General features: G+C 36.4%; 8 protein-coding genes. All 8 read right to left on the reverse strand.

Going from position 1 to position 12,806, the window contains the following annotated elements; all coding sequences use genetic code 11:
* Positions 1-17: 17 nt before the first annotated feature.
* Positions 18-2,462 carry a BREX-1 system phosphatase PglZ type A gene (pglZ, locus tag IQ242_RS05925; RefSeq protein ID WP_193959343.1) on the reverse strand — a complete coding sequence of 815 codons (2,445 nt, stop codon included), beginning with the start codon at positions 2,460-2,462 and terminating at the stop codon, positions 18-20.
* A 39-nt stretch (positions 2,463-2,501) separates the two neighbouring features.
* Positions 2,502-2,843 carry a XisI protein gene (locus IQ242_RS05930; RefSeq protein WP_193959344.1) on the reverse strand — a complete coding sequence of 114 codons (342 nt, stop codon included), beginning with the start codon at positions 2,841-2,843 and terminating at the stop codon, positions 2,502-2,504.
* Positions 2,831-3,250, reverse strand: a complete 420-nt coding sequence (locus IQ242_RS05935; protein ID WP_002766565.1) for a XisH family protein — start codon at positions 3,248-3,250, stop codon at positions 2,831-2,833. Before IQ242_RS05935 ends, IQ242_RS05930 begins: the two co-directional genes overlap by 13 nt.
* A gap of 105 nt (positions 3,251-3,355) precedes the next feature.
* A complete protein-coding gene (gene pglX / locus IQ242_RS05940) occupies positions 3,356-6,928 on the reverse strand; it encodes a BREX-1 system adenine-specific DNA-methyltransferase PglX (protein WP_193959345.1) in 3,573 nt (1,190 codons plus the stop codon).
* Between the two features lie 31 nt (positions 6,929-6,959).
* The gene (locus IQ242_RS05945; RefSeq protein ID WP_002766562.1) at positions 6,960-7,445 is read right to left on the reverse strand and encodes a hypothetical protein; all 486 of its coding nucleotides are present in this window, start codon (positions 7,443-7,445) and stop codon (positions 6,960-6,962) included.
* The gene (locus IQ242_RS05950; RefSeq protein WP_002766560.1) at positions 7,442-8,506 is read right to left on the reverse strand and encodes an ATP/GTP-binding protein; all 1,065 of its coding nucleotides are present in this window, start codon (positions 8,504-8,506) and stop codon (positions 7,442-7,444) included. The genes IQ242_RS05945 and IQ242_RS05950 overlap by 4 nt, the downstream gene beginning before the upstream one ends.
* Positions 8,507-8,580: 74 nt before the next feature.
* Positions 8,581-12,087: a BREX system P-loop protein BrxC gene (gene brxC / locus IQ242_RS05955; RefSeq protein WP_193959346.1), complete on the reverse strand. Its 3,507-nt coding sequence runs from the start codon at positions 12,085-12,087 to the stop codon at positions 8,581-8,583.
* A gap of 13 nt (positions 12,088-12,100) precedes the next feature.
* Positions 12,101-12,709: a DUF1788 domain-containing protein gene (locus IQ242_RS05960; RefSeq protein ID WP_228020846.1), complete on the reverse strand. Its 609-nt coding sequence runs from the start codon at positions 12,707-12,709 to the stop codon at positions 12,101-12,103.
* Positions 12,710-12,806 lie beyond the last annotated feature (97 nt).

Consider the following 12,806-nt stretch of genomic DNA (forward strand, 5'->3'; position numbering starts at 1 on the left):
GGATAGCAAACCGATTTTTATTCTGTAAAATGGGCAGTTTTCGTCAGTTGTTCTTCTAATCGTAATAATACCTCTTGATTATTGATATTATTCCCTTGACTGGTTAGGATAAATCTTACTGGAAATTCTCGCTCTCTTGGATTTTCCGATGGGGAATCAAAAGTCAGTTCGTGGAGATCAGAAATTAACTCTCCTATGGGGGTATAGATGCCAGCTTTTAGCCTACGAGGTTGAACTTTATCGGTGACGGGTTTTTGTTGATAAAAAGTAACAGCTAGTTGCCCTGATGTAATGGTTGAGGTAGAGTTACGAATAATTTCCACTTCCACGGTAGAAAGATCCCCTCGTCTTTTTTTATTAACTTTAACAATGGGAATAATAATTTCCTGTAAACTTGCGCCACCATGAACAAAACGACTTCCCGATCCTTGGATTCGTAAACGACTAATAGATTTGGGAATTTGGATTTCTAGTTCTCCCGTTAAACCGATCTGTTGTGCTTTAAATTTTTTGAGTCTATCGGAGTCTTCTAGTGCTTTACCGATCAGAAAACGCCTATTTTTTTTGATGATTTTATCCCCTGGGACTTCCACCGTGGAAAAATCACTATTCTCGACATCACTATGTTGGTAAATGAACCCATGATCTGCCGTAATCAATAGGTTACTGGCATTGGCTCCCGTCAGTTTTTTAATGAGCTTATCGAGTTCAGAAAAGGTGTTTTCAACCACCTGAAAAACTTGTTTTTCTGTTGCTAATTTATCTCCGATCTGATCAATTTGATTGTGATAAACATAAACCACATCGTGATCTCGAAATAGGGAACGACTTCGATCCTGGTTTAATTCTAATAGTTCTTTGGCTTGAATAACTGTTGCTTTTTTTTGTATCTTTTGAAAGGCTTTTTGGATAATTTTACGCCGATTTTCTGTTCCTTGAGAGTCTTGTTGATCTACATAAACAGAATCATCAATTATTTCTAGTGTCTGATTAGGCAAAAGGGCAGCCATTCCCAGTGCAGTATAACTGGGTAAGAGAGTGATAGCAGCTTCTAGGGTGGCTTCATAACGATCCTCTTGACGAATTAAACTGACTAACTCATCCCCGATTTCATAGCGGAGAGCGTCGGAAATAATGACACAAACTTTTTTATCTTTTTTCAAAAATGGTTCTACCCATTTGCTAAAAAATGACCTTTGTGAAGAGAATTCTATCTTGTTCCATTGGGTGACACTATCAACAAAGACTTGCCAAGAACTATTAAGGTTTAAAAGATAGGAATTTACATAACGGTTTTCAATTTCTTGACTAAGTTTTTCTGTCAGAGTAGGTTGAGCAGCCGCCACCAGATGATAAATAAATTTACGGTAGAGTTGATCAATTTTAAACCAAGATTGACAATATTTTTCTAAGCCATCTTTGAGGGATTCGATGGATAAGTTAGCTTCATCTAAGACTTGAATAAACTGTGAGGCATAGTTAACAACTTCGTACAAATGTTTAAATTTTCGATACCAGTATCCTTGTTGACGCTGACGCACAATATTAATAACTTCATGAGTCGCAATGGTTCGATTACTAACCGATTGAATGAGATCATGAATTATTTTTAGGTCAATTAAGCTAAAATAATCTATTGAGATAAGTTCTTGATAACGTCGCTGGTTTAGTTTTTCCTTAATATTGAGCATTTTAGCACAATGATCGGATAAGCTTTCAAAAGATTTTTCAAATTGACGGCTATCTTTCCATCTGTTGAAAAAAATCAGGGCATCTTGTGTTAGTGTTTCCTGTCCTTCTAAGGCGTAATTATAACAGGATTTAAAGAGTTGTATGACAAAGTCTTTGATACTTAACTCTGAGGAACGATAACCATAAACTTGTTCCATTTGTTGCCACAGAAATTTAGTTAAACCAGTGCGATCGCAGAGTTTAAATTTTTCGTCTTGTTGTTCGGCGTATTCTTTTAAGAGTTGTTCTAAAATGGAATCTAAACGGGGAGGTGCGGCAGTACAAACCGCCAACATTTTTAGGCGAATATTGGTTTTTGTGTCATGGGGTTGAAGTAATTGTTTTAGGGATTCTCGGCGTTTATTAGACAGAAAAAATTCACGATGAGGAGCAAGCACATCGGCAAATTCTGGCCCTAGTTCTAATTCATTTAGCCAAAGAGAAACTTGATCGCTGCTGAATTTTCCCTGTGCTAACTCCACATCTAGTAACCAGTTATCTAAATATTCTGGTTCTTTGCCTTCATGGTATAAGAGGAATTTTTGTTGAGGTTGTTCTTTTAAAACTCGGTATTTTAGTCCAAATTCGTTATTTTTTATCTCTATTTTTTCAATGTTTTCTAATTCTAATCTCTCGAAATCTGAGCGTAACTCTTTTTCGGTGTCATACCAAAAAACAATCCGGTGACGCTCAAAAAGTTTAGTTAAGGCTTGTTTAATCTGCTGATTCAAGGGGTTAACCTCCAAAATAGGCTGGATGTGACAGTAGGATTAAGAAATAGCAAAACTGGTAATTTTACGGCGTTCAATGGTTTTAAAAGCGAGGACAATTTGCTGAGGAGAAATGCCAAGATTGACTAATTCGTTAGCAATACCTTCTTCTGTTCCATCTTGTTGAATCCAAATTTTATTATCAATAATATTCAGATGAATTAGAGTGCCGTAGATTCTTTGGTTACGATGCCAGCCAGTTTCAATTAAAAGGTAGTGATCTCTAGTTTCATCAATCACTAATTCAATTTCACTTTCAGGATCCGAACCTAAAAAATTGCGATAATCTTCTAAAGCTTTAATAATGGCTTTTTTAAGATAAATTTTAGTTAAGTAATCCATACCACAACCTCCGCTTGATTGACATTAAAACTAAAAAGACGAATAATTTTATCTTCGATTAAAACTTGTCCTGCTTCTTCTTCAAAAATAGATTGTCGCACGTCTTCAGGAACGGCTAGATATAGCTTTCGTTCGGGTTCGTAGCGAGTTAATAAATGTTCGTATAAAACAAACTGTCCGACGGCTTCTTCTAAATCTTTCATTTCTGACGCACTGCGAAAACTCTTAATTTCAATAGCAATTTTTTCTAAATCTTTTTCGGCGGCAATTAGACGTTCTGCGCCTAAATCAACAAATAGGTTTTTTCTTCTCGCCAGCCTGATACGATAGGGATCATGAGTAATTGTCCACCCATCTTTTTGAAGGGCTTTTTTGACAATATCATGGTAATAATCACGGGCGGGCATAACTGTTCTGGGCAGCAAAATATACTTAAATCAGGAATGATAAATATTTTCTCATCCTTATCCCTAATATATCTTATTTCTGGGAATAAGGGAAGTGAGTTTATTTTAACCTAATCCTGTTATATTTTTCAGGGCTTTACCTAATTTAGTATAGTTGACTTTTACCCCATCATCAAGATCTATTTCCTTCTGGGCGATGGCTAAAGGATAGAGGGTTTCTTGTTCGTAGGTTTCTAATTCTCCGATCATTTTTTTGATTTGTTCGCTTTCTCGTAGGGCTTTGGTTTTTTCAGTTTTAGTCGCACTTGTACTAATTTCTATTTGTTGGAAGGTGTCTAGTTTTACTTCTAGTTTAAGCCGAAATTCCCGCAGATAGCTATTAAGGACGATATTAACGGTATCAGGGCGATAACGATGGAGATAAATTAGGGCGTTAAATGTTCCTTTTGGGCTACTAAATAACCAATATATGGGACGTTTTTTATAACGTTTAGTGTGGTCATCATAAAAGTCTTTGAGAAAGTATTTTTCTAGGGATTTCCCGATCGCTTCTTCGATAAAGTTGAGGTTTTGTTGATAGTTTTTCTCCCCAAATGTGAGCCGCAGAAATTGCCGGAATTGTTCGGTTATATCATCACTAAACCAGTCCCCCTCAAGGATGGGGATAACGTTGGTTTCTGTTGGGGGAAAGGTGGGGTTTGGAATCTGTTTAAGGTAGTCTTGCAAGGTTTCCCCTTGGTTGGCTAAAATTAAGCCTTCTTTATCAAGAGAATAACGTCCAAACATACAACCCACCGAGTAGGAGATAAATTCTTTGATAGTATCTGCTAATAATCGTTTTTCTAAGTCTTCATCTATGGGAAAGTGGATAGTATTTTCCTCTTTATTTCTCACTTCCCACTTCTCACTTCCCACTTCTTTCTTATAACGATAATGGGGGTTACAGGTTAAAGTGATTTCTTTTAAGAGAACTTCGGGGGTTAATTCGTCTTGTAGTCCATAAGCTTCGATAAATATACTGTTATTTTCCTCCTCTAGTTTCTGCATTGCTAGGGTCATTTCTTGCCATTTCTGGCGGAGGTTTTGATAGGTTTCTTTCAGGGAAGTGGAAAGTGGAAAGTGGGTATTTTGTTCTAGGTTTTCACTTCCCACTCTCAAAAGTGGAAGGGTGGTAAAATCCCACGAGGTTTCGTATGAGTTCCAGTCTTGGCGACTTAAACTAATGATATTTTCGGCATTGTTGATAATTTTATTACTTGGATTGTTGATAAGGGGAATCTGTCTAATTTCGCCAGCTTGAAAATTTAAAGTTGGACTCATTGCTGACATAAAAAGATTTATTATTTTGCTTGATAATAGGGCTAAAAATAAGACTAATTCATCATATGTTTGACAAAAAATTGTAGGGCAAGCTGAATTAAAAACAAATCCCTGTGGACTGTATCTAATAGAAAATAACGAGGAACTTATTCTTGTATAACTAGCCCCTTCTCTAAAATAAAATTGTCTAGAAGGTAAATGATTTCCTGAATTTTCTAATTGAGAATAATACTTTTGACTAAATTTTAATATGTAATCAAAATTTCCATACCATTTTCTATATTCTCCTCCCTTTGTATGAGGAACATATAACTTGTTTGACTCGATAAAATTCTTTATATTTTTCTTGTTAAAACCAATATTATTTATATTAACTTCTGTCCAATATTTTATAAAGAAGTCATTATTACCCGTATCTAATCCCACTCTAATTTCAGCTATATTGCCTAACTTTTCTGAAGTAGCAAAAATTTCTAAGAGTCTATCACTCACCCAATAAGCGATCGCATTTCCTGGAATCTTCTTAAAATCACTAGCAGAAGCGCGGTAAAACCAACCACAATTAGGATTTTTTATTGCTTCTAATGCTTTAACGGGTTGAATATCTACACCTCTAAAATCCGATAATTTAATATATCCACCTTTAAAATTAGGTAAATTTTGATTAGAAAGGGTAAAGGTAGCAACTGGAATACAAGCTGGAGCAAAAGCATTATATTCTAACTGAACTAAGCTAGTTATTGTAGTTTTCTCTAAAATAAACTTTCTTAAGTTTTCATAAGAAGAAATAAACATCCAAACGTAGGGAGTAACAAAACCTATTTCACCTTTTTGTAAAGTCATTTCTACAATCCGCACCATAAAAGCAGAAAATAGATCCGATTTTACCTCACTATAATTATCCTGTAAAAAAGCCTTTAACCGATTATTCATCCCCTTGTTACCCATATAGGGGGGATTCGCCACAACAAGGTGATACTTAGGACTTAAAAAATCCGCCATATTTAACACATCTATTACCTTCTCGTGGGTTTTATATAACAATAACTGACTAGCGACATTGCGCTCATTTAATAACCCTATCATCCCCTGTACATCCGTCACCGTAGGACGAATTAATGCCCCAAAATTATCCGCCTCCTTAAACTCATGTAGTGTTTCTAATAAAGGCGCAGTAAACAAATCGCGCCCGACAAAATCTAGATAAGGCTGTAGCTCTTTTTCAGAAAACTCAACTTTTTTCAACACACAAATATTAGGCTGGATGGGTTTACGAAAAAATCGTCTTTCCTTTTCCCTCGCTTTCATGGTTAATGCAAATGCTGCCAAACTTCCCGCCCGTTCATCAATTTCTATGCCATAGAGATTATGGGTTAAAATCTTGCTAGGAATCTCATTTGCTGTATAACCTTCTTCCTCATATATTGCATAAAGTAAATCAAAAGCATAGACTAAAATATGTCCCGAACCACAAGCAGGATCACAGATTTTTATATCTTCAGGCGAGTTGATTTTTAAGTACCCATCTCCCACTTCCCACTTCCCACTATCCACATAATAGGACATTGACTCAACTAACCGAGACTGAGGACGGTTTAACATCCATAAACGCCCCAGGGAATTTTCTACTAAATAACGGACAATCCAATGAGGAGTAAATAACTGAGTTGCCGCTGGAATATTCTGGGGAGTGATTTTTTTATTATTTTTTAGTTCCTCAAAAACCTCGTCTTTTTTCTCAGAGATATAAAACTGATATAACCACCCAATCACCTCCACACTCTCACAATTTTCTGGAGTCATTGCCTCACGAGTATAAGCTAAAATTGAATTACCCGATAATAAATCATCGGGCATCAATAACTCGGTATAATCATCAATTCGTTCAAATAAATAGGGCATCAACTGATGATAATAATTACACACTCCTACAATTAATAAACGATAGGCTTCCCCTTGAGCATCATAACTCGGTGCAGTTCCGCTTAATAAATCAAAAATCTGCTTTCTGACCTGTTTATTGAGCATTTCCTCGTCAATATGTCCCGTTTTCGCCTCAGCCAAGATTTCTGGCTGAAACTGCCCCTCAGCAGCGGACACAACCCTAATGGAGTGATAGCGGTTGCTATCCATAAACCGCAAGGCACAAAAACGGTTAAACCAAGTATAGGCAACCTGTTCAATAAGCTGTTCTTTGCCTAAAACTTCGATTTTTTCGGCTAACTTGCTGATAGCTTTGGGATTTTCTCGTCTTGCGGCGCTATTTTCACCTAAGACCACTTCTAACTTAGTCGTCATCTGTTCTCTGAGATAACGACGGGCATACTGAGCGAATTTTTTAAGTCTTGATGTATCCATAAGACAATTTTATCCTAAAAAAGAAAACTTCTCAAGACAATCTTATTATCGGCCATGCTGTAAATTGCTGATTCCAGATGGCAAAATTAAGCACAATGCAACTATTACAAATTTCTTGACTCCATCTTTTTCCTTTTTGACCAATAGGGATTTGTTGGCGTAATTCCTTATTCATACGAGATAAAAGAGGAGTATCTAATTCGAGTAAACAGAGATATTTAATCGGTTTATCAATTTTATTTTCACACCAACGATATAACCAAGAATCTCGATATTTATGTTTAAGAGTTTCTCGCAAATTATTAAAATAGCTAGAGTCTTGATACTGTTCGGGTTTATGGAAATTTTTAACTTCAATAAACAAATAAAAATCGGTCAACTCAACGATAATATCTACTGCTTTCATCGCATGACTTAACCCATGATAATGAAGTTTATTGGTTTCTTTTTCATCAAAAATAAAAACATCTAAAGCATTAGGAAAATCAAACTCAAAGCCATCACATTCAATTTTCATTTCCCCAAAACTCCCATAGTTTTATCTATTTCATTATTGATTAAAGCCTCAAAAGCTTCATCAATTGGGTTCGGGTAAATTTCTAGATATTCATGGGTGCTATTAACCCTTAATTGATTATTTTCCTGTTCCCGATAAAGACTATGATAAGTAATCTTATCATCTTTCTTTTCATCAATTAGTAAATCAAACCATTTTAAAAAAACATAATCATGAGTAGCCACTATAACTTGTTGACCATTACGAGATAATTCTAGTAAAATTTCTACCAATAGCCTCATTAATTTAGGGTTAATATTTCCTTCTGGTTCATCCCAGAATAATGTCCCACTCATCCCCGGTTGAATTGCACCCGTTTCTAATAACCTAGATAATACTCCCATCTTGCGAAAACCTTCAGCGATTGCATTAACAGAATATTCTATATTTTTGACTTTAAAATTTACCCTACCTCCTCCATAAAAGATAAATTTTCCCCCACAAATATTTTTAATTTCTTCCATCGCCCATTTAGATTTTTCCTGAAGATTTTCAGACCGGATAACAGGTAAATCTAGCAGTGACCATAGATCTCGATAGGTTTCATCAAAAGTCATTTGATACCTATCGTAAAGACTAAGCATTCCCTCCATAAAAGATAAAGATTCTTGAGCGGGAATAAAAACAGGAGTTTGTTGGTATTGCTCATAATTTTTATTCTCGATAATATGCACAGATTGGGAACTCTTAGAAAAACTAATTTTCAGCATTTGCTCTAGGGAAAAGTTAATAGTACATTCTGCCCTTTCTTCTGCTCCCGTGTGATGAAGTTTTCCTAATTTATTATTTAAAGGAAGAAAAAGACGAATTAACCGCTCGGTTAAAAAATCCCTTAAATCAGACTCCTCCATCTCCGATGGCTGTTTAAACAGTTTATACCCAGAACTAAGGGCATAAGCAACTTTTAACAAATGAGTTTTTCCTGTCCCATTTTCTCCAATAATGACGTTAATCTTCGGAGAAAAATCAATTTTTAAACGTCGAAAAGCTGTAAAATTTCTCAGTTCTAATGATGTAATCATCTTTTCATCTCAATCAAGAAATCGGCAATCTCTATATCGTGGTAAATAGTTCCCACAACCCCACACCCCACTTCTCAAATTTGAATCCGTTTACCTTCCTTAATTTCTGCCATTAAAGCCTCACGCATTGCCGAGAGATACTCCTCCACATCCGCCTCATCTGCCAGCCATGCCTTGCCAAAATTAACCTTAATTGTCTGACTGGGTATATATTGAGTTTCTGACTCCTTAACCCGACGGGTTGCCTGGGAAGAAACCCCATCAACCCCCGTCAACTTAGTCATTTTTGAGAGTAACCGAGGATAGGTATCCGTTTCAAACTTCTGACGGGTACTGCGAATCATAGCAATCAAATCTTCTTGAGCAATAGAATCACAACAATCCTGAAAAGATTTCAGAATTTCCTGCTGTTGCACCGGAGAAAGTTGGGAAAACTCGGCCATTTTACCCATTCGCTCTTGTAACAACCCGATTTCTTCCTGTGCTTGTTCCACTTCCTTGGTAACTTCGCTAGAAATTTCTGCCTCTACCGACTCTATTAACCCCTTTACCTGCTGCATCCGGCTTCCTTTAAAGCATTGGGTATCCGTGAGAACTGTTCTCAGTTGAGATAGATTATCGCTGTTGATATAACTAAAATTGGGCTTTTGAGTCTCTAATAACAGTTTAGCCCGATCATAAATCCGTTTTTGTTCCCCCTGCATAAAACTCCGAATCGGATCTATTACATCCCCTTTAAGATCTAATAACTCATCCTCTCGTTCGGTTAAATCGGTAAGATACCAATCATAAGGCTTATTACATACATCATTCAGGGTTTGTCGAGCCGGTTCTAAAGCCGATAAAAAAGGATATTTATCCATTTCTGAGAGTGTTTTTTGAATCGATTGGCTGAGTTCCTGAAATGCTGCTTGCGTTTTCTGATAAATAGCTTTAGGTTCATTATCTCCACAGGGTTGAGCAAAAAATTCCTCATAAAAATCCTTAAGTTTTCGTACCTGTGAAGAGGTAAATTTCTGTTGTGGCTGTAGTAAAATATTACTATAATTACGGGACTTACAAATAGCCTCAACTAATGCCCCTCCTTCTAACAAATTGCCCTCTCTTTCCACTTTTAGCTTACCTTTGGCGCACAGTTTGGCAACCATACATAAAATCGCCCCCTCACTCCACCCATAGGGTTTACGTTGAAAATTATCGGTTAGAGACTTCATAGATGTCCTTAACCCCTTTTCTTTATCCTTTTGAGTAAAGTTAAAAACCTCTTTTTCTGGTTCACTTAAATCTTTGACATCATTACTAAATAAACCCTCTTGAGACGGTTCTAAAAAGTGCTTAAATTGTTCGACTTTATAAGTCACTCCCCCTAACATTTGAAAGTTATGATACACCTCGGCAATTAATTTCTGAAACCCTAAAATAATTCTACTTTGAGCATCACTACTGCTAATCTCTAACTCCCTTCCCGATACAAATAACTTAGCCTGTCCTAATAAACTTTTCAGCCTGTTTTTAATCTTTTCGTAATTTTGTTGATTGCTTTGATTTTTTTGATTCAAAATACTTTTAACTTCTTCCTGATGAGTGACAGATATATTCTGTTGAACATACTTTTCTGTTCTTTTATACATGGTTAAATCTTTTATTAAAAGCTGATCAGAAGGGATAATAACTAATAACTCATCCCGTCCCATATTCTCCATCTGTAGGGCTTTTTCTTGCTCATGTTGCCAGAAAAAAGGAGTGATGATTTGAATACTTAACTCGTATTCTCGTTTATAAAGTATTCCATCAATCTTACGGGAGAATTGATAATCTTGTGTCCCCTCTTGATTGCGAATTTTTGCGGTTTTGAGAATCTCCTCAAAAATTAAATTATTTAAGGCATCTAAAATCCTATTATCTTCTAATTCTGTATTTTTAATCTCCTGCTCAATGTCTTTTTCCTTGTCCGTTAAATACTCATACAAGTCCCCCGTTCTCTGAATGTAGGTTTGATGTTCAAGCAGGTTTAACCCTTCCTGAACTCGATTTTGTAGGTGGGAAATATCCTGTTCAAACTCTTCTAACATCAGGATGGATAAATTCTGTAAATTAGCCTTAAATCCCTCTACATATTTAACTAGAAATAATGCCTTGAGAAGACGCACGGCAAAAGGATTATTAAGATTATCTTCTGCTAAAGTAATACCACTCTGAATATTAGATTTCAACGTCGATCTAATTCCTTGAAACATTAAATCAAATGTAGCTAGATGACCAATTTCTTGCTCCTCAATTGCTATTACCACCTTACGGAAAACCGCCAACATTGAGCGTTCCCCTACCGAACTATGTTTTCCTTCAAAAGCACTATGTATAGATAATCCTCTAATAGCAGACTGGAAAAGGGTAAACTGATAGGGAATAAAAGGATAACAATCGGTAAAATGGTTTCTATCTTGGAAATTACGGAAATCCCTTGAGCCATCGGAAAAGCGAAATAAGGTAGGTAAATTATGCCGTTGTTGCTCATAAATCTGCCCGAGTATTCTAACACCATCCTCATTTTTTGTCAGCAGACGTTTCTGAATAACTTCCGCCACATCCCGGCTGGTTAATTTCATGCGATTAGCAAAACGATCTTGAATTTTAGAAAAATCCTTAGTTCGATGATTTCCCATTTCTCCTAATACCGTTTCCATATCTTCCTGAGCGGTGACAATCACCCAAGAACGTCCCTGACATTTTGTTGCTAAACTCTCGGCAATGGTTTGTAAATTGGTCATTAATTTAACATTATCCGCAATGTATTGTCCCACCTCATCCACAAAAAAGTTTAGTCTAAAATTAGAGGTTTTCTGTTCAATAAATGCTTTTACCTCTTGGGAAAAATCATCAATGGAAAGTTTATAATCCTGACGATATAAATCGAGAATATTGGTGGAATTTTCCACCGATGCACCGGTCACTTTCCCATAGGCGATCGCAATATTTTTTCTTTCTAAAATGACTTGTTCCCGTCCCCTTTCCCAGGGTTTACCAGCAACGGATTCATACTCAGTTTTAAAAGCAGTATATAACCCCCGCTCATCTAATTCTTTTTCAAACTGAGCAATATAGCCCTGTTTTCCATAATAACCCCGCGCTTCATTGAAAACCTTGCTAAAAACCGATAATAAAGCATCAAATTCTGTTTTACTGGTGACATCCGCCTTTTGATCGATATTAAATAAAATACTTTTAGCAGGAATAGCAACAGCTTTCCTCAAGTCTCTTTTAAGAATTTCATTGTTCCGACATTTGGGTAAAAATTTTTCAATTGCTTGGCTATTTTCGAGCCTGCGATCCTCTAACAACAGGGCCAATATTTTTAATAAATGGGACTTACCAGAGCCAAAAAATCCCGATATCCAAACCCCATTAACTCCTGTATAATTGTTATAAGCTGACAAAAACTCCTCTAGGCGTTTTTCAACCTCGCCGGTAAGCACATATTCTTCTAGTTCAACGTGCAGACTCGCCTCATCATTGGCATCCGCTTTGATTACCCCTTCCATAGGACGACTAACTTGTTTCTCAAAAATTCTACTTAACTGCATAATTAGTTCTCCCTTAAACTTGGTACTCGTAAATGTTAAAAGCTCGATAATATTTGTCATCTCGTAAGAGTCCAAATAAATTGAGAGAGGCTCCCGACTCTAGGGAATAGGTGTAGGCCCCCGGAAAAAACATTACCGTCGGTTGGTTGTTGTTCGTGGTTTGGAGGTTATTAAGAACATTATGGGAACGAATATAGGGAAAAATTTGACCAACGCCCCATAAAAACAAGATATCAAACGGATTTTCGGCAATTTTTTCGCCTAGGGCTGGAATTAAATGACTCTCCGAATCTAACACATTTTGTAAAAGCTCTTTCAGTTCCCCTTTAGATATGGAGGATTCTATATCGAGAATTTGCTCAAATATCTGCCGTTCCCTCAATAATTCAAGACAGAGATCATAAAGATTGATCTCTAATATGCGAATCCCTTTTTGATGCAACTGACTAACCAGTTGCTTTTGCAGACGTTCCATTTCAACACTGTCTTGAGGTGGGTAAGGACAGATAAAAAAAGGAACTTCATTGCCAATTCCCTGTTTTTTGAGAAATCGCTCTGCTGACAAGACCGATAATAAATATTCAAATCTTTGGTTGATTGCTATTGTTTCAAGAGAAGACATCCAAATTTCGCCCATCTTGTCAATAATATTAGTATGCCCATTTTATCTGAATAAGAGTCAAAATCTTTCCCCCCACTTCCCACACTAAGGGCTAGAG

The organism is Microcystis sp. LEGE 08355, from assembly GCF_015207185.1.
GTDB lineage: Bacteria > Cyanobacteriota > Cyanobacteriia > Cyanobacteriales > Microcystaceae > Microcystis > Microcystis panniformis.

Coding starts and splice junctions, on each gene's coding strand:
- brxC (WP_193959346.1), bottom strand. CDS start 12,087: ATGCAGTTAAGTAGAATTTTTGAGAAACAAGTTAGTCGTCCTATGGAA.
- IQ242_RS05930 (WP_193959344.1), bottom strand. CDS start 2,843: ATGGATTACTTAACTAAAATTTATCTTAAAAAAGCCATTATTAAAGCT.
- IQ242_RS05950 (WP_002766560.1), bottom strand. CDS start 8,506: ATGATTACATCATTAGAACTGAGAAATTTTACAGCTTTTCGACGTTTA.
- IQ242_RS05945 (WP_002766562.1), bottom strand. CDS start 7,445: ATGAAAATTGAATGTGATGGCTTTGAGTTTGATTTTCCTAATGCTTTA.
- IQ242_RS05935 (WP_002766565.1), bottom strand. CDS start 3,250: ATGCCCGCCCGTGATTATTACCATGATATTGTCAAAAAAGCCCTTCAA.
- IQ242_RS05960 (WP_228020846.1), bottom strand. CDS start 12,709: ATGTCTTCTCTTGAAACAATAGCAATCAACCAAAGATTTGAATATTTA.
- pglX (WP_193959345.1), bottom strand. CDS start 6,928: ATGGATACATCAAGACTTAAAAAATTCGCTCAGTATGCCCGTCGTTAT.